A 20,985-nucleotide genomic window follows, 5' to 3' on the forward strand; every position below is an offset into this window, starting at 1 on the left:
TTACTTGGCTCCGTCGTTCAGTTGGGTGCTGGGGCGCAAGGGGGTCTTGTCGTCCGCTGCGGGCTTGGCCGGGGTGCTGGCCTTGTCGTCCGCCTTGGGCGTCAGGATCACGCGCACGCGGCCGTTTTTCGCAGCGCCGGGCTTGGGATCGCTGGCTTGCGCGCCTTTCTGGCCGACCACGGTAAAGGTGTCGGTCAGGTTGTTGTAGGTGATCAGCGGGCCACTGACCTGGTCGGTCAAGGTGGTCTCGCGGTAGCGGCGCAGCTCGCCACGGCGCTCAAAATGCACGGTGTCATCGCGACCGTTGTAGGTGATGACCTCACCTTCGCCTTCAACGAACTCGTCGGGCGCGCCCGGTGCCGAGTCCCGCTTTTGGCGGAAGAACGCCAGCTTGCCCGGAGCAGCAGTCACCACGCCATGCTGGAAGCCGTCGCGGTCCTGGCTGACGGTCAACTGCGCACCGCGAATGATGATGGTGCCCTTGGTCACCACCACATTGCCGGTAAACACGCTGGTTTGCTTCAGTTCATCGTGGCGGCCATCGTCCGCCTCGATGTTCATGGGCTTGGTACGGTCGGCACGCTCAGCATGCGACAGCAGCGGCAAGGCCAGCATGGCCGCCACCAACAAGGAGTTAAAAATACGGTGTCTCATAAAGGCATGAATCTTGCTCTGCCCCATTGTAGCCATGCTGGAGCGTTGAACCGTTTTAAGCACAAAAAAGCCCGCCAGGGCGGGCTTCACCTAGGTGTCGCGTAAGTTCGCTCAGCCTTGTGTCGCCAGGAACTCGACCACTTGCAGCACATTGCCCATCGAGCCGGCACGGGTGCCGTCGGTGTAGTACTTGCCGGCCACGCCCAAGGATGGCACACCTTCGACGCCGTAGGATTCTTGCAGCTGGGTGGCCTTGCGCACTTGGCCCGCCACGCTGAAGGAATTGTAGGCCTCTTTGAACTTGGCGAGGTTCACGCCATTCTTGTCCATCCAGGCGAAGATCTCGTCGTCCTTGTTCAGGCGTTGGCGCTCCACATGGATCGCGCGGAAGACCTTGACATGCACTTCAGGGATCAGGCCCATGGACTCCAGCGCAAAGTAGATTTTTTGCTGGGGCACAAAGGTGTTGTTGAAGGCAACCGGCACGCGGCGGATCTGCAGGTTCTTGGGCGCTGTCTTGGCCCAGGCTTCAAACTGCGGCTCGAAGGCATTGCAGTGGGGGCAGCTGTACCAGAAGAACTCGATGACTTCTACCTTGCCAGCAGGCGCGTCAGGGGTGACGGGCTTGGCCAGCTTGATGTAGTCCTTGCCTTCCTTGAACTTGGCTTGCGCGTTGGCGCCAGTGGCAAAAGGCAGGCTCAGTGCGGAAGCGGCCGTAGCGGAAGCCGCCAGGGTAGAAAAATCACGACGTTTCATGTGTTGTTAACTCCAGTGACAAGTTGCGGTTAGGAGTGCCCTGCACCGCCAAAAGTTCAACGCTGTACGCGAACGATTTGCGCATCCACGCCAGCGCCATCGAGCTTGCCTTTGAGGCCGTCGGCATCATCGCGCTTGTTGAATGGGCCTACGCGCACCCGGTATACCGTGCGGCCATTAACTTCGCGCTCGCTGACGCGGGCTTCCCAGCCCATCATCGCCAGCTTGGCGCGCTGTGCATCGCCATCGGTCTGGGAGCGGAAGGCACCCGCTTGCACAAAGTACTGGAAGCCGTCAGTGCCATCGGCACTGCGCGACTTGGCCAAGTCTCCGAGCGGATCCGCACCCTGGCCGGCCTTGGGGTCAAGCTTGGCGACCTGGGTCTTGTCCGTGGGCTTGTCGGTGGCCTTGGCCGCATCGGGCAGCACCACCTCAGGCTTGGCAGGTTTGTTCTCGACGGGCGGGCTGGTGTTGTCGGCCACATTGCGAGGCGGCTCAGGCACCACCACGCCTTGCGCAGCCGGTGCTGCAGCGGCTGGCGCACGCGCGGGGTTCTTGCCGTAGAGCGGCGAGTTCGGGTCCCAGTTCTGGTTGCGCTGGGCCTCGGCCTTGTCCTTGGCATCGCCCTTGGCGCCACCTTTGTTGACAAACGGCACCGGCACATTGGTGACGTAGACCGCCACGGCCAAGGCCGCGCCCACGCCCACCAGCAGCCCCAGGATCAGGCCCAGAATGGTTCCACCACGTTGATGTCGTCGCATTGCAGTTATTACCTTTGTTCGCAAAATCACATGCGCTCCGGTGCGCTCACACCCAGCACCGCCAGGCCATTGCGCAGCACCTGGGCGACCGCCGCCACGAGGGCCAGACGGGCCAATTTGGTGGCTTCGTCATCCACCAGGATACGTTCTGCATCATAGTAGCTGTGGTAGGCCGAGGCCAGATCACGCAGGTAGAACGTAACATCGTGCGGCGCATTGCCGTCGGCGGCGTTGGTCAGCATCTCGGGGTACTGGGCCAGCATCTGCATCAGTGCCTGGGCCTGCGGGCCCTGCAGCGCGCTCAGATCGACACCGGACAGCACCGGCAGGCCAGCGCCGCCCTGCTCTTGCCAGCCACGCAGCACCGAGCAGATGCGCGCATGGGCGTACTGCACGTAGAACACCGGGTTGTCGTTGTTCTGGGCCACGGCCAGATCGACGTCGAAGGTGTACTCGGTATCGGGCTTGCGCGACAGCAGGAAGAAGCGTACGGCATCCTTGCTGGTCCACTCGATCAGGTCGCGCAAGGTCACATAGCTGCCGGCGCGCTTGCTGATCTTGACCTCTTCGCCACCGCGCACCACGCGCACCATGGTGTGCAGCACGTAATCCGGGTAGCCCTTGGGAATGCCGACATTCACGGCCTGGAGGCCGGCGCGCACGCGGGCAATGGTGCCGTGGTGGTCGGTGCCCTGGATGTTGACCGCCTTGCCGTAGCCACGCAGAAACTTCTGCGTGTGGTAGGCCACATCGGGCAAAAAGTAGGTATAGGTGCCGTCGGACTTGCGCATCACGCGGTCCTTGTCGTCACCAAAGTCGGTGGTGCGCAGCCACAGCGCGCCATCTTGCTCATAGGTGTGGCCGCTGGCGATCAGGCGCTTGACGGTCTCATCCACATGGCCGTTCTGGTACAGGCTCGATTCGAGGTAGTACTCGTCGAACTTGAGGTTGAAGGCCTGCAGGTCCTTGTCCTGCTCGTTGCGCAGGTAGGCGACCGCAAAGTTGCGGATGTTGTCGTAGTCTTCGACATCGCCATTGGCGGTGAACGCACGGTCATCGGCCTCGATGGTCTGCTTGGCCAGGAAGGCCTGGGCGATGTCACCGATGTAGTCGCCGTTGTAGAAGTTCTTGGCCAGCGGGTTCTCGCTGTCGGTGGGCCAGCAGTCGTCACCGGGCTTGAAGCCTTTGGCGCGCAGCTGGGTGCTCTTGGTCAAGGTGTCGATCTGCACACCCGCGTCGTTGTAGTAGAACTCGCGGTGCACGGCCCAGCCCTGGCTGGCGTAGAGGCTGCAGATGGCATCGCCCAGCGCGGCCTGGCGGCCGTGGCCCACATGCAGCGGGCCGGTGGGGTTGGCCGAGACAAATTCAACGATGATTTTCTCGTCGCGCGGGGCCTGCATGCCAAAGCGCTCGCCCTGGGCCAGCACTTCTTGCACCACCTGCTGCTTGGCAGCGGGCTTGAGGCGCAGGTTCAAAAAGCCAGGGCCGGCGATCTCGATCGCATCCACCCATTGCACAAAGGCGGGGGCGGCTTCCAGCGCGGCCTTGAGCTGCTCGCCCAGCGCGCGGGGATTGGCCTTGAGCGGCTTGGCCAGCTGCATCGCAGCGGTCACGGCAAAGTCACCGTGCGCGGCCACCTTGGGGGTTTCAAAGGCCGCGCGGCTACCGGCGCCAGGCGACAACTTATCGAGCTCGGCAGCAAGCACTGCGAGCAAATCTTTTTTGACTTGCAACATATTTGAAACTTAGACGAAGCAGTTACCGGCGCTGGGCCGGTTTACCAGCCCCGGGCATAAAACACGGCGACGGCGGCGATCACGGGAATCAGATGGGCTTGCCACATGACCCATTTGCGCGTGGCGCGCACCTCGGCGTCCCCAGGCAAAGCGCCATTGTCGCGCAATTGCCGTAACCAGCGGCGGAACACGGCTGTCGGCTTGAAGGACAGCAGCACGCCGACGACGACCAGGGTCATCTTCAGGTGAAACAGCGGCTGGCTGACATACCAGGTGACGCCCTTGGCGCCCAGAAACAGGCGCATCAGGCCGGTGGCCAGCACTGCCACCGCCGCAAAGGCGTAGACCAGATCAAGGCGCGCCAAGCGCTGCACCACGGCCGCGTTCATCCATTCAGAACGGCACAAGGCCGCCTGGCTGGACAGAAAAACCACCATGGTCAACAGCGCCAGCAAATGCAGGCAAGACAAAACGGCTTCCAAGGTCATCGTGAGACTCCATTTTTTTTCCAGAAATCGGCGCGCTCGTACTGCTGCTTGACGAAATCGATCCACAGGCGCACCCGCAGCGGCAGGTGCTTGCGCTGCTGAAACATCACATAGATGCCATTGGGCGGTGCGGCAAAGTCCTCCAACACCTCCACCAGTCGGCCGGCGGCAATCTCAGCCTCGACCTCCCAGGTGCTGCGCCAGGCAATGCCCCAACCTTGCTGGCACCAGTCGTGCAGGACCTGGCCGTCCGAGCAGTCGAGCGGGCCGCCGGGCTTGAGATAGACCACCTCGCTGCTGCCCGCTGCCGCCGGCATGCGAAAAGCCCAGCCCCGCGTCTGCGAGGCCTCACTGGACAAGGTCAGGCAGTCATGCTGACTTAGCTCGCTGGGGTGGCGGGGAATGCCGCGCCGGCGCAGGTACTCGGGCGTGGCCACGCAGAGGCGCCGGTTGTCCGCCACGCGCACACTCACCAGCGATGAATCGGGCAGGTCGCCCACGCGGATGGCGCAGTCATAGCCCTCGCCGGCCAGGTCCACCAGGCGGTCGCTCAGGTTCAGCGAGATCGTGACCTCGGGGTGGCGTGCATGGTAGAGCGGCAGCAGCGGCGCCACATGGCGGCGCCCAAAACCGGCCGGAGCGGTGACCCGCAAATGCCCGGTGGCCTTGATGCCGCCGGCGCTGACGCTGGCCTCGACACTGGCCAGTTCAGCCAGCAGGCGCTGGCAGTCTTCCAAAAAGGCGGTGCCCTCATACGTCAAGGTCAGCTTGCGGGTGGTGCGCACCAATAGCTTGACGCCCAGCCGCTCTTCCAGCGCATCGAGTCGGCGGCCCATGATGGCCGGGGCCACGCCTTCGGCCTTCGCTGCAGCGGTCAGGCTGCCACGCGAGGCGATGGCGACAAATGATTCAAGCTGCTTGAGGCGATCCATACCAGAACACAAAAAATACGCAAAGCCCGCTGGCCGCCGCATCTGCGACGCGCTGGCTGGGCAACGGCCTATTATCATCGGGGCACCCGCCGGGCCAGCGCTGGAAAGCGCACATCCCGCTGCGGCATCCTTGACAGCCGCTCTTTTTCTGCGACTCCGCTTCCATGCCGCCTGCTTCTACGCCGCCTTCCAGCTCTTCATCGAGTGCCGACGCGCTCTGGTTTGCACCCGCCCAACTGCTGCGCCTGTTTGGCAGCAGCCCCGTTGCGATGGCCTACTGGGGCCATGACCAACGCCTGCGCTTGGCCACCCCGCAATGGTGCGAATGGTTTGGTGTGCCCACCAACGGCATCGTCGGCCAGTTGCTGGATGAGGCCTTGCCGGCCGATTTTGCCCAGCAGCACCAAGTCATCCTGCAGGCCGCCAGCCAAGGCCAGCGCCAGCAATTCGACACGCGCAAAACCGATGCCCATGGCCAGGTCGCCTGGCGCCGCATCAGCCTGTCGCCGCACTTCTGGCCGGGCACTGGGGGCAGCAAGACCGCCCAAGGCACCCTGATGTTGATGCAGGACTGCAGCGCCGAATACGCCAACGCAGCCCAGGCCGATGCGCTGCGCGCGCAACTGGCCGCACTCTCGTCCAGCGATCTGGAACGCACCGAAGAAAAGAGCGAGCTGCTCAAACTGCGCACCTTGCTGGACTGGCGCACGGCCATGCTGGCCGAGCACAGCGAGATGCTGCAGCTGCTGTCGCACGAGATCCGGCAGCCGCTGAACAATGCATCGGCAGCGATGCAGGCGACCATGTCGGCGATTGCCGACCTGCAATTGAGCCAGACCACACCGGCCACCAAGGCCTTGCTGCGCGCCGAGCATGTGCTGCAGCAAGTCATCGGCACTCTCGACAACACCCTGGCCGCCGGCACCATTCTGGCCGCCGGCGGGCGCGCGGGCGCCTCCTCCGATACCGATCTGCCCACCCTGGTCAACCTGGTGCTGCACGACATCGCCGCCGATGCCCGGCCCCGCATCCAGGTGGTCTGGGATGCCGAGGCCCGCACGGTGCAGTTGCACCCGGCCCTCATGCGCTTGACGATTCGCAACCTGCTCAACAACGCGCTCAACTATGCGCCCGCAGACAGCCCGGTGCTGCTGCGCCTGGCCGATACGGACGACCCGCTGGCGCTGATCATTGAAGTGATCGACGAAGGCCCAGGCATTCCGGACAGCCTGCGGCCACGCCTGTTCGAGAAAGGCACGCGGGGTAGCGAACACCGCCACCGGTCGGGGGCAGGCCTGGGCCTGTTCATCGTGCGCTCGGTGGTGCAGTTGCACCAGGGCACGGTGCAGGCCTTGCCGCGCCAGCCAAACGGCACCATCATGCGTATAGAGTTGCCCCAAGGGCTGGACGATTGACCAGCCAGGCTATGCCTAGCGGCTGCAGAAGTTGGCACCGCGCTTCTCAGGCCTTTTCACTGACTGCTTTTTTCACGGATTCACCATGCTTCCCGCCACGCTCGCCCTGGTCGACGATGACCCCGAATACAGCGAATTTCTGGCCCAGCACTTGCGCAACCAGGGTGTTCAGGTACAGGTTTACAGCGACAGCAGCGACCTGCTGGCCGACATCGAGCCCTACCGCTTTGACTTCTATGTGCTTGATTTGATGCTGCCTGGCGTCAACGGGACCGAGCTGCTGCGCATTCTGCGCAAACGCAGCCAGGCCGGTGTGCTGATCGTCTCAGGCCGGCTGGGCCCCGAGGTGTTTGCCGAGGTCATCAATGCCGGTGCCGACATGTACCTGACCAAGCCCGTGACCTTTGAGCAGGTGGAGCTGGCGGTGCGCGCCGTGCACCGCCGCATCATGACCACCGCCCAGGTTGCCACGGCCTGGAAGCTCGACGGCCACCGCAGCCTGCTGTTAACGCCCGATGGCCAGAGCGTCGATCTAAGCCCCACCGACATGATGCTGATGCAGTGTTTTCTAAAAGCCCAGGGCGCCGTCGTGGGCCGCGACCAGATCCGCGAGCTGCTGGGTTACCCCACGGCCAGCGACTCCGACAACAGCCTGCACGCCACCATCTACCGCCTGCGCCGCCGGATTGAAAAGGCCACGCCGCTGGCGGTGCCGCTGCAATCCCAGCAAAAGGTGGGCTACCAGTTCCGCGCGCCGCTGGTGTCGGCCTGATACGCCGCTGGGGCCACATGCGCCGTCCTTGGCTTTTTTGGGCGTAAAAAAACGGGCCCCGCAGGCCCGTTCGTGGATTGCACTGCTGCGCAATCACATGCTCATGTTCGATTCCACATCGGCCACCTTGCGGCGGGCCAGCGCCAGGTTGGAGCGGGATTTGTCCAGCACGTAATAGACAAAGATGCCGGACAGACGCTGCGATGGGCGGATGAGGTGGTACTGCTTGCCCAAGGTGATGAGGATGTCGTCGATGGTGTCGTTCAGGCCCAGGGCCTTCATCGTCTTCATCTTGGCGCGCACCACCTCAGTGTTGCCGGCCGCTGCCAGCTCCATGTCCACGCCAGTACCGATGCTGCCCAGCATCATGCCGCTGCTGTAGTCCACCACGGCCGCGCACAAGGCGCCGTCCATCGTCATCAAGTCGTTCAAGCTGTCGTTCAGATTTGCCATAACCACTCCAATCTATGTGATCTAGATCAACCACTATTACCTTATGAAGGTATAGATGATTCTAATAAGTCACTTCTGATCGGCGCAATCATTCCCTGCATCCCGCTGTCACTCAGGCTGGGGGCGGGACGCAGGAATCTGATATTTAGATAGCAAACATGCAATAGCTGGCTTGCTTCTGACCAGAGAAACCACAGACAACAACAAGGCCCATGAATCGTAACAAAGCGTATGTTATTTGCGACGACCACGGTGCATGGCAGTGCTGGCAGATGACGCCAGCCCGGCCTTACATGGTCATTGCGCTTTCGACGTCGGTCACCTTGCGGCGTGCCAGCGCCAGGTTGGCGCGCTTGTTGTCCAGCACGTAGTACACAAAGATGCCGGCCAGGCGCGAGCAAGGACGGATGATGTGGTACTGCTTGCCCAAGGTGATGAGGATGTCGTCGATATTCTCGTTCAGGCCCAGGGCCTTGATGGTCTTCATCTTGGCGCGCACCACTTCGGTGTTACCGGCAGCTGCCAGCTCCATGTCCACGCCGGTGCCAGCGCTGGCCAGCATCATGCCGCTGTTGTAGTCCACAACTGCTGCGCACAGGGCGCCTTCCAGAGACATCAGATCATTCAAGCTGTCGGTCAAATTCGCCATGGAACACTCCTGAGATAGGCTGAGGCACGCGAGAAATTACTGCCACCAGATGAAAATGATTGTATCTGATCATTTCTGATTTTCATCAAGCTTTGCGCGCTTTTTCTGACGGGCTGCTACTTTTCGGCAACAGCTGTGCTATGAGCGGGGCGCGCTGTGCGGCATGCAGGCCAGCAGCCTTTCCTGGGCAGCATCTATATATGGATGATCGATCAGCTCATGCGATCTATCGAAGCAGAAACAAGCCATTCAGCCGCCAACAGGCTTTGATTACATCCATAAAAGTCATAGTTCAATGTGTTTTTAATGGATTGATTGCTGTGGTGGGTATGGAATAAAGTGTGCTGATGGGTGCTGTAGCACCCTTGAGCTTGTTAAGTATTGAAAGGTAGACACCATGACTGAACGCACCACCGTCCACGGCCTGCAAGTGGCCAACGCCCTGTACAACTTTGTCAACACCGATGTACTGCCCGGCACTGGCGTGGAGCCTGCTGCGTTCTGGCAGGGCTTTAATGCCCTCGTCCAAGACCTGGCGCCCAAAAACGCAGCGTTGCTGGCCGAGCGTGACCGCCTGCAAACAGAGCTGGACAGCTGGCACAAAGCCCACCCTGGCCCGATCGCCGACATGCCCGCCTACCGCGCGTTTCTGACCCAGATCGGCTACCTAGTTGAACAGCCCCAAGACGTGAAGGCCAGCACCGAGAACGTGGACTGCGAGCTGGCCGTGCAAGCCGGCCCGCAGCTGGTGGTGCCCATCCTCAACGCCCGCTACGCACTGAATGCGGCCAATGCCCGCTGGGGCTCGCTGTATGACGCGCTCTACGGCACCGATGTGATCAGCGAAGACGGCGGTGCAGAAAAGGGGAAAGGCTACAACCCCGTGCGCGGAGCCAAGGTCGTCGCTTATGCGCGCCAGTTTTTGGACCAGGCTGCGCCGCTGGCCCAGGGTTCGCATGCGGATGCCACCAGCTACACGGTTGAAGGCGGCAAGCTGGTCGTGTCCCTCAAGGACGGTAGCAAGACCGGCCTGCAGGATGCCGCCAAGTTTGTCGGCTACCAGGGCGATGCGGCAGCGCCCAGCTCGGTGCTGCTGAAGAACAACGGCATCCATATCGACATCATCATCAACAAGGCCACGCTCATTGGCAGCAGCGATGCCGCCGGCGTCTCCGACGTAGTGGTGGAAGCGGCGCTGTCGACCATTCTCGACTTGGAAGACTCAGTCGCCGCCGTGGATGCCGAAGACAAGGTCAACGGCTACGCCAACTGGCTGGGCATTCTCAAGGGCAGCCTGACCGAGTCCTTCGACAAGGGCGGCAAGACGGTGACCCGTGGCCTGAACGCCGACCGCGAATATACGGCAGCCAATGGCGACCAGCTCAAGCTCCATGGCCGCTCGCTGATGTTCCTGCGCAATGTCGGCCACCTGATGACCAATCCGGCCATCCTCTGGGGCGCCGACAAGAAAGAGATCCCTGAAGGCATCATGGACGCCGTGGTGACCACGGCGATCGCGATGCATGACCTGCAAGCCAAGGGCGCCAACGGCATCCGCAACAGCCGCACCGGCAGTGTCTATATCGTCAAGCCCAAGATGCATGGCCCCGCCGAAGCGGCTTTTGCCGATGAGCTGTTTGGCCGCGTCGAGCAAATGCTGGGCCTGCCTGCCAACACCGTCAAGCTGGGCATCATGGACGAAGAGCGCCGCACCACGGTGAACTTGAAGGCCGCCATTGCCGCAGCCCCTGCGCGCGTGGCCTTCATCAACACCGGCTTCCTGGACCGCACCGGCGACGAAATGCACACCGCCATGTATGCCGGCCCGATGGTGCGCAAGGCTGACATGAAGACCTGCGCCTGGCTGCCGGCTTATGAAAAGAGCAATGTGCTGGTGGGCCTGACCATGGGCCTGCGCGGCCGCGCCCAGATCGGCAAGGGCATGTGGGCCATGCCCGACCTGATGCAAGCCATGCTGGAGCAGAAGATTGCCCAGCCCAAGGCGGGCGCCAACACCGCCTGGGTGCCCTCTCCCACCGGCGCCACCCTGCATGCGCTGCACTACCACCAGGTCAATGTGGCCGAGGTGCAAAAAGAGCTGGAAAAGACCAGCGCCGACACCGAGCGCGACAACCTGCTCAACGCCATCCTGCAAGTACCTGTGGCCACCAACACGAACTGGAGCGACGCCGAGAAGCAGCAGGAAGTGGACAACAACGTGCAGGGCATCCTCGGCTATGTCGTGCGCTGGATCGACCAGGGCGTGGGCTGCTCCAAGGTGCCCGACATCCACAACGTAGGCCTGATGGAAGACCGCGCCACCCTGCGCATCTCCAGCCAGCACATCGCCAACTGGCTGCAGCACGGCATCGTGACCGAAGCGATGGTGCGCGACAGCTTTGCCCGCATGGCCAAGGTGGTCGATGGCCAGAACGCTGGCGACGCCGCCTATAAGAGCCTGGCAGCCCACCCACAGGGCGCCGCCTTCCAGGCCGCACTGGACCTGGTCTTCAAGGGCAAGGAACAGCCCTCGGGCTATACCGAACCCCTGCTGCACGCCTGGCGCCTGAAGGTCAAAGCCGGCGCCTAAAGACCGCCGAACCCGGGCACGCCCCGGCAGTCCCTGCTACCAGGGAATCGCAGCTGACAGCCCCCTCACGCAGGGGGCTGTTTTTTTGCAAAAGCCCAGCCCCCAGCAGACCTTGGCATCGACAGGCCTCAGGCCAAGCACTACGATGCGCGCATGGTGCAAATAAAATTCATTCGCAATGGCGGCTGGCTGTCCGGCCTGTTGGGCATGGCCTTGCTGGCCGGTTGCGCGAGCCCGCCGCCCACAACGGTATCCCCGGCCAACGCCGAGTTCGACCTGTCCGCCACGGCAGGCTCCAAAGCACCCGATGTGCTGCTATTGGGCGAGCAGCATGATGCCGCCGCGCACCAGCAGTGGCAGCAGGCCACGGTGGCGCGCTGGGCCGCGCAACAGCAACTGGCCGCTGTCGTACTGGAGATGGCCGACGCAGGCCACAGCACCCAGGGCCTGGCCCCCAGCGCCAGCGAAGCCCAAGTGCAGCAGGCGCTGGCCTGGAATGACAAAGGCTGGCCTTGGCGCCACTACGGCCCGGCGGTGATGACAGCGGTGCAGGCGGGTGTGCCCGTGCTGGGCGGCAACCTGCCACGCGCGCAGATGCGTGAGGTAATGCAGCAAACCCGCTGGGACAGCCACCTGCCCGCCACCGCATGGCAGCGCCAGTTGGATGCGATTGCCGACGGACACTGCGGCCTGTTGCCCGCCAGCCAGTTGGCCCCGATGGCACGCATCCAGCTCGCCAAGGACGAAAGCATGGCCAAGACCGCTGCCTCCCAGCTGCAGCAGGGCAAGACAGTGCTGCTGATCGCCGGCCGCGGCCATGTGCTGCGCAGCATCGGTATCCCCACCTGGCTGCCTGCGGGCACCCGCTCGGTGGTAGCGATTGGCCAGGCCGGCGACCAGGCCCAGGCGGATGCCACCGACCGCGACTGGGTACACAGCACCCCGGCGCTGCCGGCCCAGGACCACTGTGCGGCGCTGCGCGAGAAGTGGAAAAAGTAAGGTTTCAGGTCACCGGAGCCGGGTTGAATAGCACCAGCGCATTGTGCAGCTGCCATTCCTCGGCCCAGGTCTTCTTGCGGCCGCTGGCCACCTCCAGCATCAGCTGGAACATCTCCCAGCCGATGTCCTCGATGCTCGCCTCGCCATCGGCAATGCGCCCGGCGTTCACATCCATCAGGTCATGCCAGCGGCGTGCCAGATCGCTGCGTGTGGCCACCTTGATCACAGGCACCTGCGCCAGCCCATACGGCGTGCCGCGCCCGGTGGTGAACACATGCAGGTTCATGCCGGCGGCCAGTTGCAGGGTGCCGCAGATAAAGTCGCTCGCGGGCGTGGCGGCATAGACCAGGCCGCGCTCAATGCCGCGCTCGGCCAGCCTCTGGCCGGGTGACAGCACGCCGGTAATCGGCGCCGTGCCGCTCTTGATGATCGAGCCCATGGCCTTTTCCACAATGTTAGACAGGCCGCCCTTCTTGTTGCCCGGCGTGGTGTTGGCGCTGCGGTCCACCTTGCCCTTGTCCAGGTAGGCGTCGTACCAGGCCATCTCGTCGATCATCGCCTGCGCCACCTCGGGGCTGGAGGCGCGGGAGGTCAGCTGGTCGATGCCATCGCGCACCTCGGTCACTTCGCTGAACATCACCGTGGCACCGGCGCGCACCAGCAGATCAGTGCAAAAGCCGACGGCCGGGTTGGCGGTGACGCCGCTGAAGGCATCGCTGCCGCCGCACTGCACGCCTACCACCAAGGCACTGGCTGGCACGGTCTCGCGGCGGCGCTGGTTCAGCCGTGCCAGGTGGGCCTCGGCCCGCGTCATGATGGATTGCACCATCGACATAAAGCCCACATGCGCTTCGTCCTGCAGGCAGACCACATCGAGCGCGGGTGCGCGCTCATCGGTGATGGGGAAGGAGCCCGGCGGCAGCAGGCGCTCGGGCTGCAGCTTTTCGCAGCCCAGACTGACGACCATCACCTCACCGCCAAAGTTCGGGTTGTGGCTGATATTGCGCAAGGTGCGCTGCGGTATCTCGGCGCCCACCGCATCGATGGCCACGCCGCAGCCATAGCTGTGCTCCAGCCCGACGACATCGTCGACCTGCGGGTAGCGGGGCAGCAGCTCGGCCTTGATGCGGCGCACCGCAAAATCCAGCACGCCTGCCACGCACTGCACCGTGGTGGTGATGGCCAGAATATTGCGGGTGCCCACCGTGCCATCGGCATTGCGGTAGCCCTCAAAGGTATAGCCCTCCAGCGGCGGCAGATCGGGGGCTGGCACGGTGGCGATCGGCAGGCCTTCGAGCGAGCGGGCTTCGGGCATCTGCAGCAGGCGCTCATGCACCCAGCTGCCTGCTGCAATGGCCTGGCGCGCATAGCCGATCACCACGTTGTAGCGGCGCACGGCCTCGCCTTCTGCCAGGTCCACCAAGGCGACCTTGTGGGCCTGCGGCACCGCCTCGACCAGGCGCAGGCCTGAAGGCAACACCGTGCCGGCGGGCAGACCGCCGTCATTGGCGATGATCGCGACGTTGTCCGCCGCATGCATGGAAATCGAAAGTGGGGTCGTTGTGGCTTGTGTCATATCCATTACTCTCTGGCGCGGGGCACCAGCAGCTTAACGTGCTGGTGCAACCCGGCCGCGCGGCCCTGTCAGGCACAGGGCCGGCTGCTCACGGTCAATCCGCCTTGATGCCGGCGGCCTGGATCACCTGCGCCCATTTGGCCACCTCGGCCTTCTGGAACTCGGCCAGCTCGGCCGGCGTCATTGTCGACGGCTGCATGCCAAAGGCCTTCAGGCGCGTCTGCACTTCGGGCGTGGCGACGATCTTCATGATCTCGGCATGCAGGCGGTCCACCACGGCCTTGGGCGTGCCCGCTGGCGCAAACACGGCCTGCCAGGAGCCCATGTCAAAGCCCTTTTCGCCGGCCTCGGCAATGGTTGGCACATCGGGCAGGGATTCCAGGCGCTTGGAGCTGGTCACCGCAATCGGGCGCAGCTTGCCGGCCTGGATATGCGGGCCCACCACCAGGGCGGTATCAAACATCATGTCGACCTGGCCGCCCATGACATCCTGCACCGCAGGGCCGCTGCCCTTGTAGGGCACATGGGTGAACTTGACCCCCGTCTGGTAGGCCAGCAGCTCCAGCGCCATGTGGTTGGAGGTGCCGCTACCGGGCGATGCCGAGGTCAGCCCGCCGCTCGATGCCTTGGCCTTGCTGCCGGCCATCACATCGGCCAAGGTCTTGTAGGGGCTGGAGGCCGGCACCACCAGCACCAGCGGGCCCGAGCCCAGCATGGCGACCGGCGTGAAGGACTTGACCGGGTCGTAGTCGAGCTTGGAGTAGAGGCTGACATTGATCGCATGCGAGCTGATGGTGCCGCCCAGGATGGTGTAGCCATCAGGCGTTGCGCGCGCCGCCAGTGCCGAGCCCACGCTGCCACCCGCCCCGCCCTTGTTCTCGATGATCATCGGCGTGCCCAGCGCCTTGCCCAGCGGCTGGGCAATCACGCGCGCCAGGGTATCGGTGTTGCCGCCGGGCGGAAACGGCACCATGTAGGTGATGGATTTGCCGGTGGGCCAGCTGCTTTGCGCCAGCACGGAGGTGCTGGCCAGGCCGCTGCCCAGCAGCAAGGCGCTGGCTGCGAGGGAGCTTTGGATCAGGGTTCTGCGTTGCATGGATGTCTCCTTGGTTTGTAATCGTCGAAAGGCAGGTTCAATAAATTCGGTGTAGCTCAAAAACGCGGCTGCTTGCCGTCAAAACTCGGGTCGTACTTGCGCATCTGGCCCAGGTCATCGCGGTTGCGGATGCCGCAGTGCAGGTAGTTGTCATGCAGGCGGGCCAGCGCGTTGCGGTCCAGGCGCACGCCCAGGCCTGGCGTGTTGGGCACGCGCAGGCTGCCGGCTTCAAACTGCAGGCGCCCGCCTTCGATGACTTCCTCGTCCTGCCAGGGGTAGTGGGTGTCGCAGGCATAGGTGAGCAAGGGCACGCTGGCGCAGAGGTGCGTCATCGCCACCAGGCTGATGCCCAGGTGCGAGTTGCTGTGCATCGACAGCCCCAGGTCAAAGGTGCGGCACAAGGTGGACAGGCGCTGCGTGGCGCGCAGGCCGCCCCAGTAGTGGTGGTCGCTCAGCACAATCTTCACCGGGCAGCCCATTTCCGCATTGCGCCGGAACTCGGCAAAATCAGTCACCACCATATTGGTGGCCAGCGGCACCTCGCAGGCGCGGGCCACGGCCGCCATGCCGTCCAGCCCGGGCGCCGGGTCTTCGTAGTACTCCAGCACGCCGCGCAGCTTGTCGACAATGCGCAGGCTGGTTTCCACCGTCCAGTTGGCATTCGGATCAATGCGCAAAGGCAGGCCGGGAAAGGCCTCGGCCAGGGCCAGAATGCCGGCCGCTTCCTCATCGGGCGGCAAGGCGCCCGCCTTCAACTTGATGCTCTGAAAACCGTACTGGCCGATCATGCGCTGGGCCTGCGCCACCAGCTGCTGCGGGGTCAGCGCCTCGCCCCAGGCATCGGGCGCATAGGGCTGACCGGCATGCTCGGCGTATTTGTAGAACAGGTAGGCCGAGAACGGCACGCTGGGGCGCGCTGCGCCTCCCAGCAGATCGACCACCGGCGCATTCGCCATCTGCCCTTGCAGATCGAGCATGGCCACCTCAAAAGCACTGACCACCTTGGCCACCGTTTTGGACACATGGGTGCCCGGCGCCAGCGATACCTGCTGGCCCAGAAACTCCGACACTGTCTGCACCGGTGGTGCCACCAGCGCGGCCACCCGCTGCTCCATCTCGTTCAGCGCCCAGGGCGACAGCCCCACCAAGGCCGGCGCCGCCTTGGCCAGCGCATCGAGCATGGGCTGGTCGCCATAGCTCTCGTTGATCCCCACCAGGCCCGAGGCGGTCTCGATCTCGATGATGGAGCGCAGCGCCCAGGGTTCATGGATGCCGGCAGCATTGAGCAGCGGCGGATCGCGGAAGGCAATCGGCGTGATGCGAATATGGCGAATAGCGTGTGAGGTACTCATCGTGAAAGCGCAGAAGAAAGCAGAAGGGGTGAACGGGAAGGGGTGGCGCGGATGCTCAACGCACGGTCATGAACATCTGCGGCAGCCAGGTGGTGAAGGCCGGCACAAAGGTGACTAGGCCGAGCGCAAAAATCAGCGCGCCATAAAAGGGCCAGATGGTGCGCATGACGGTACCCACCGACACACCGCCAATGGCGCAGCCGACAAACTGGGTAGTACCGACCGGGGGCGTATTCAGGCCCAGCGCGCAGTTGATCAGCAGCACAATGCCGAACTGCACCGAGCTCATGCCGTAGTGCTGGGCAATCGGCAAGAAGATGGGCGTACACAGCAAGATGGTGGCCGCCATGTCGAGGAAGGTGCCGAGCAGGAACAGGATGATGTTGATCAGCAGGAACACCATCCAGGGCGTGGTCGTCACCTGGGACAGCATCTGGCCGGTGAGCTCGGCCACGCCGTAGAGGCTGATGAGATAGCCAAAGGTGCTGGAGATGCCGATCAGCAGCAGGATGATGCCGGTGTTGCGCACCGCCTTGGAGGCGGCTTTGACAAAGTGCGACCAGCTGAGCGACCGGTAGACAAACACCGTCAGCGCCAGCGCATACAGCACGGCCACCACGGCCGATTCGGTGGCGGTGAACACGCCCGACAGAATGCCGCCCAGAATCAGCACCACCACAAACAGGCCCGGCAGCGCAGCGGCCAGACTGCGCCCCACCACCTGCCAGCCGGGGAAGGTGCCAGCCGGGTAGCCGCGCCGGCGCGCCACCCAGTAGGCGGCGCCCAGGTTGCACAAGGTGAGGATCAGCGCCGGTATGATGGCCGCCAGAATCAGCGCTGCAATCGACACCTTGCCGCTGGCCGCCAGCGCATAGATGATGATGTTGTGGCTGGTCGGCATCAGCGCACCCACCAGGGCCGCATGCGTGGTCACGTTGACGGCATAGTCCGCGTGGTAGCCCTCTTTCTTCATCATCGGGATCATCACCGCGCCCATGGCCGAGACATCGGCCACCGGCGAGCCCGAGACGCCGCCAAACAAGGTGCAGGCCACCACGTTGGACATGCCCAGGCCGCCGCGCACATGGCCGATCAGCGCCCGCGCAAAGTTGACGATGCGGTCGGCAATGCCGCCATGCAGCATCAGCTCACCGGCAAAGATGAAGAAGGGAATCGCCAGGAAGGAGAACACCCCCATGCCGGCGGTCATCTGCTGAAAGCCCACCTCCAGCGGCAGCCCCTCATAGGCCAAAGTGGCTAAGGCCGACAAGCCAATGGAGAAGGCCACCGGCACGCCCAGCAGCAGCAGGACGGTAAAGCTCAGGCTCAGAATCAGCAAGGCTGTGGTCATCGCCGCGCTCCTAGTTGGGCTGCACTTCGCGCCCTTGCGCGAGTGCAATCAGGTGTTCGATGGAAAACAGCACGATCAGGCTTCCGGCAATGATGGCGGGCACGTATTTCCAGCCCTCGGACACGCCCAGGGTCGGCAGGCGGTAATCCCAGACCGATTCAGCCAGCGACGCGCAGCCATAGGCCATGGCCGCACCAAACACCAGAATCAGCGCATGGATCAGAAACTCCATCTTGGTGCGCAGCCAGTCCGGCGCCAGCACCAGCAGCGATTCCAGCCCGATATGGCCGCTGTCGCGCACGCCGACCGCTACGCCGAACATGGTCACGTAGAGCACCAGCAACAGCGACAGGCTCTCGGCCCAGGTCGGCGTGTTGTTGAGCACATAGCGGCCAAACACCTGCCAGCTGACGGCAGCAATCAGCAGCATCAGGCCGGCAATCCCCAGCCACATGCACAAGCGCGACAAGGCGCTGCAAATCTTGGTAAACATCGTGGTGCCCGAGCAGCCCGGGAGGCAAGATCCCGGGCCATTGGTTGCAAGGAGCCAGCCCCTTTACAGGGCCGGCGGTGGCGGTCGCTCAGTCGGCGCTCAAGGGGTTTCTTGCGCGCGCTTGACCAGGTCCTTCAACTTGGCATCGGTGATGAACTTGTCGTACACCGGCCGCATCGCCGCCTGGAACGGGGCCTTGTCTACCTCGATGATCTCGGCGCCGCCAGCCTTCACGACTTCCAGCGACTTGGCCTCGCGCTCGGCCCACTGCTTGCGCATGTAGGGCACCGACTCCTTGGCGGCCTGGCGCAACCAGCCCTGCTCTTCGGGCGAGAGCTTGTCAAAGGTGCGTTTGGAGAACAGCAGAATCTCCGGCGCCATCGAGTGCTCGGTTTTGCTGAAGTACTTGGCCACCTCGAACGAGCGCGAGCTTTCAAAGGTCGGGTAGTTGTTCTCGGCAGCGTCAATCAGGCCAGTCTTCAGCCCGGTGTAGACCTCGCCCATCGGCATCGGTGTGGCGTTGGCGCCCATGGCTTCAAGCATGCTCACCCAGAGATCGGACTGCTGCACGCGCACCTTCATGCCCTTCATGTCGGCCAGGCTCTTGACCGGGCGCTTGGCGGTGAACATCGAGCGCGCGCCGCTGTCGTAAAAACCCAGTCCGATGAAGCCCTGCTTCTCACAGGCTTTCAAGATCTCCTGGCCGACGGGGCCATCGAGTACCTTGTGCATGTGCTCGACCGAGCGGAACAGAAACGGCATGGTGGGCACCACGGTCTCGTTGCAGACATTGTTCATCGCGCCCACATTGACCCGCACCATCGCCAGCGCACCAATCTTGGCCTGCTCGATGGTTTCCTTCTCGCCCCCCAGCGCCCCATTGGGGTAGACGCGGATGCTGTGCTTGCCGCCGGACAGCGCTTTGAGGCGCTCGCCCATGAACTTCACCGCCTGCACGGTCGGGTAGTCGTCCGGGTGGATATCCGATGAACGAAATTCGGTGGCCTGCGCGCTGAGCGCCAGCAGGCCGGCAGCCAGGGCTGCGCTGATAGTGGAAAGTCGCATTTGTCTACCTCGTTATCTCTATGGTTGGGGAACATGCCCGGATGGTTTCCGAGTCTCTGGATCTCACACACCTCGCACTGACACCTGGCCTGTTTACAAGGGCCGGAATTCCGCCTCCTCCCATCCTGAAACGCCTGGCCGCAGCGCAAACACGCCACCGGCCAGCGGTTGGTCCGACAGATCGATGCCCTCAGGCCGTATCGAGGTGACATAGAGCACATCGAGGCCTGTGCCGCCAAAGGCACACATGGCCGGCTTTTTGACCGGCAGCGGCAGCGAGCGGTCCAGCCGGCCATCGGGCCGGAAGCGGTGTACCAGGCCGGCGTCATTGCCGCAGATCCAGTAGCAGCCGTCCACATCGATGGCAGCACCATCGGGCCGGCCGGGCAGATGGGTCATATCGGCAAACAGGCGGCGGTTGTGGGGCGTGCCGCTGTCGGTGTCGTAGTCAAAAGCCCAGATCTGCTGGCTGCTGGGGTGCGAATCCGACAGGTACATGGTCCGACCATCGGGGCTGAAGGCCAGGCCGTTGGGTGTGATCAGCGGGCCCAGCTGCAGATCCTGCGCGCGCCCTGCCTTCATCTCTTGCGCGCCAAAGCGGTAGACCTTGCCCACCGGCTGCGCCGCTGCCATGTCCATCAGCATGCTGCCGGCCACAAAACGGCCCTGGCGGTCGCAGCGCCCATCGTTAAAGCGCATGCCTGGCATGGCGTGGACGACGGTTGCCAGCGCTTGGATGTGGGCCTCGCCACCACCATCGCCCAGCGTTACTTGGTAAATGCCATCTTCCAAGCCAGCAATCCAGCGCTGCGGCTCGCCCTGCCAACCAGCCATGCAGGCCAGCATCTGCGGCAGCTGCCATTGCCTGGCGCTGCCTTGCCCGGGCTGCCAGCGCTGCAGCAGACCACGCGGTATGTCGGCCCAGTACAGCGCAGCCTCCTGCGCACGCCACACGGGGCTTTCGCCGGTGGCGTTGCGGGCGTCGAGGACGAGCTCAGCGGCTGTCATGCAGGCTGCTCCGGCGTATCGCCAAAGGGGCCTTGCGCGGTGAAGGCGCCACCCTGGTACACGGCGACCGGGTCATTGACCGCCGGAGCGGGTTGCGCCTCGACCTGGGCGCGCCAGGGCTCAGAGCTGTCCTTGGGCACAAAGCCCAGGTGGGCAGCGGCATGGTTGTCCCACCACAGATCGCGGTTGGCCGATGCGCCGTAGACGACGGTGTGGCCGACGTTGGGCGTAAACAGGCTTTTCTCCACCAACTGCACCAGGTCGTCATAGCTCAGCCAGCTGTGCATCATGCGCCGGTCCTTGGGCTCGGGGAAGGACGAGCCAATGCGCAGGCTCACCGTCTCGATGCCATAGCGGTCAAAGTAAAAACTCGCCATGTCCTCACCAAAGGATTTGGACAGGCCGTAATAGCCATCGGGGCGGCGGCGCGCATTGGCGTCGATCTTTTCGCTCTGCTTGTAGAAGCCGATCACATGGTTGGAGCTGGCAAACACAATGCGCTTCACACCGTGGCGGCGCGCGGCCTCATAGAGGTGGAAGATGCCTTTGATATTGGCCTCCAGCACCTCTTCAAAAGGCCGCTCTACCGACACACCGCCCAGGTGCACGATGGCATCGCAGCCGGCCACCATTGCATCCACCGCCTGCTTGTCGGCCAGGTCGCAGGTGTTGACTTCTTCTTGCGCATCCAGCGGCGCGCCCATGCCGGCGATGTCGGACACGCGCAACACGGGCGCCAGGCCACGCAGCCGCTGGCGCAGCACCTGGCCCAGGCCACCGGCCGCGCCGGTCAACAGCAAGCGTTGCAGCGGGGGAGTTTGTGCCTGCATCTGCTGCTC

At 63.7% G+C, this 20,985-nt stretch carries 20 protein-coding genes; 4 read left to right on the plus strand and 16 right to left on the minus strand.

All coding sequences use genetic code 11. The features are described from left to right. The 6 genes from lptA to HS961_RS23285 all read right to left on the minus strand — a co-directional run bounded on the left by lptA (nt 1) and on the right by HS961_RS23285 (nt 5,327). On the minus strand, nt 1-654 hold the full coding sequence (gene lptA, locus HS961_RS23260; RefSeq protein ID WP_182325762.1) for a lipopolysaccharide transport periplasmic protein LptA: 654 nt from the start codon (nt 652-654) through the stop codon (nt 1-3). 111 nt (nt 655-765) lie between these two features. Continuing rightward, nucleotides 766-1,410, minus strand: a complete 645-nt coding sequence (locus HS961_RS23265) for a thiol:disulfide interchange protein DsbA/DsbL (RefSeq protein WP_182325763.1) — start codon at nt 1,408-1,410, stop codon at nt 766-768. Nucleotides 1,411-1,466: 56 nt separating this feature from the next. Beyond that, on the minus strand, nt 1,467-2,171 hold the full coding sequence (locus tag HS961_RS23270; RefSeq protein ID WP_182325764.1) for an SPOR domain-containing protein: 705 nt from the start codon (nt 2,169-2,171) through the stop codon (nt 1,467-1,469). Between the two features lie 26 nt (nt 2,172-2,197). After that, nucleotides 2,198-3,907 carry an arginine--tRNA ligase gene (gene argS / locus HS961_RS23275; protein WP_182325765.1) on the minus strand — a complete coding sequence of 570 codons (1,710 nt, stop codon included), beginning with the start codon at nt 3,905-3,907 and terminating at the stop codon, nt 2,198-2,200. Nucleotides 3,908-3,948: 41 nt separating this feature from the next. Next, entirely contained in the window at nt 3,949-4,395 is a 447-nt protein-coding gene (locus HS961_RS23280; protein WP_182325766.1) for a DUF2214 family protein, read from the minus strand. After that, entirely contained in the window at nt 4,392-5,327 is a 936-nt protein-coding gene (locus tag HS961_RS23285; protein WP_182325767.1) for a LysR family transcriptional regulator, read from the minus strand. Before HS961_RS23285 ends, HS961_RS23280 begins: the two co-directional genes overlap by 4 nt. Before the next feature lie 164 nt (nt 5,328-5,491). Here HS961_RS23285 and HS961_RS23290 point away from each other — a divergent pair, with 164 nt between their 5' ends. After that, complete coding sequence (locus HS961_RS23290; protein ID WP_182325768.1) at nt 5,492-6,742, plus strand: PAS domain-containing sensor histidine kinase; 1,251 nt, start codon at nt 5,492-5,494, stop codon at nt 6,740-6,742. Nucleotides 6,743-6,827: 85 nt separating this feature from the next. Next, complete coding sequence (locus HS961_RS23295; RefSeq protein ID WP_182325769.1) at nt 6,828-7,514, plus strand: response regulator transcription factor; 687 nt, start codon at nt 6,828-6,830, stop codon at nt 7,512-7,514. A gap of 93 nt (nt 7,515-7,607) precedes the next feature. Here HS961_RS23295 and HS961_RS23300 read toward each other — a convergent pair whose 3' ends face one another. Both HS961_RS23300 and HS961_RS23305 read right to left on the minus strand, forming a co-directional pair. Continuing rightward, on the minus strand, nt 7,608-7,967 hold the full coding sequence (locus HS961_RS23300) for a hypothetical protein (protein ID WP_182325770.1): 360 nt from the start codon (nt 7,965-7,967) through the stop codon (nt 7,608-7,610). A 289-nt stretch (nt 7,968-8,256) separates the two neighbouring features. Continuing rightward, nucleotides 8,257-8,616, minus strand: coding sequence for a hypothetical protein (locus HS961_RS23305; protein ID WP_021025061.1), 360 nt, complete (start codon nt 8,614-8,616; stop codon nt 8,257-8,259). 397 nt (nt 8,617-9,013) lie between these two features. On the opposite strand from HS961_RS23305, the gene HS961_RS23310 reads away from it, so the two are divergent. Further along, nucleotides 9,014-11,206, plus strand: a complete 2,193-nt coding sequence (locus tag HS961_RS23310) for a malate synthase G (RefSeq protein WP_182325771.1) — start codon at nt 9,014-9,016, stop codon at nt 11,204-11,206. A gap of 153 nt (nt 11,207-11,359) precedes the next feature. Beyond that, the gene (locus HS961_RS23315; RefSeq protein WP_182325772.1) at nt 11,360-12,205 is read left to right on the plus strand and encodes a ChaN family lipoprotein; all 846 of its coding nucleotides are present in this window, start codon (nt 11,360-11,362) and stop codon (nt 12,203-12,205) included. Nucleotides 12,206-12,209: 4 nt separating this feature from the next. Here HS961_RS23315 and garD read toward each other — a convergent pair whose 3' ends face one another. The 8 genes from garD to HS961_RS23355 form a co-directional block, all read right to left on the minus strand. Further along, nucleotides 12,210-13,781, minus strand: coding sequence for a galactarate dehydratase (garD, locus tag HS961_RS23320; protein ID WP_182325773.1), 1,572 nt, complete (start codon nt 13,779-13,781; stop codon nt 12,210-12,212). Between the two features lie 94 nt (nt 13,782-13,875). Beyond that, nucleotides 13,876-14,877, minus strand: coding sequence for a Bug family tripartite tricarboxylate transporter substrate binding protein (locus tag HS961_RS23325; RefSeq protein WP_182325774.1), 1,002 nt, complete (start codon nt 14,875-14,877; stop codon nt 13,876-13,878). A 56-nt stretch (nt 14,878-14,933) separates the two neighbouring features. Beyond that, nucleotides 14,934-16,229, minus strand: a complete 1,296-nt coding sequence (locus HS961_RS23330; RefSeq protein WP_182325775.1) for a glucarate dehydratase family protein — start codon at nt 16,227-16,229, stop codon at nt 14,934-14,936. Between the two features lie 55 nt (nt 16,230-16,284). Further along, on the minus strand, nt 16,285-17,580 hold the full coding sequence (locus HS961_RS23335; protein ID WP_182325776.1) for a TRAP transporter large permease: 1,296 nt from the start codon (nt 17,578-17,580) through the stop codon (nt 16,285-16,287). Nucleotides 17,581-17,590: 10 nt separating this feature from the next. Then, complete coding sequence (locus HS961_RS23340; protein ID WP_182325777.1) at nt 17,591-18,073, minus strand: TRAP transporter small permease; 483 nt, start codon at nt 18,071-18,073, stop codon at nt 17,591-17,593. Between the two features lie 99 nt (nt 18,074-18,172). After that, entirely contained in the window at nt 18,173-19,138 is a 966-nt protein-coding gene (locus HS961_RS23345) for a TRAP transporter substrate-binding protein (protein WP_182325778.1), read from the minus strand. A 93-nt stretch (nt 19,139-19,231) separates the two neighbouring features. Next, nucleotides 19,232-20,146: an SMP-30/gluconolactonase/LRE family protein gene (locus tag HS961_RS23350; RefSeq protein ID WP_182325779.1), complete on the minus strand. Its 915-nt coding sequence runs from the start codon at nt 20,144-20,146 to the stop codon at nt 19,232-19,234. Next, a complete protein-coding gene (locus HS961_RS23355; protein ID WP_182325780.1) occupies nt 20,143-20,976 on the minus strand; it encodes an NAD-dependent epimerase/dehydratase family protein in 834 nt (277 codons plus the stop codon). The genes HS961_RS23350 and HS961_RS23355 overlap by 4 nt, the downstream gene beginning before the upstream one ends. Nucleotides 20,977-20,985 lie beyond the last annotated feature (9 nt).

Source organism: Comamonas piscis (genome assembly GCF_014109725.1).
GTDB lineage: Bacteria > Pseudomonadota > Gammaproteobacteria > Burkholderiales > Burkholderiaceae_C > Comamonas > Comamonas piscis.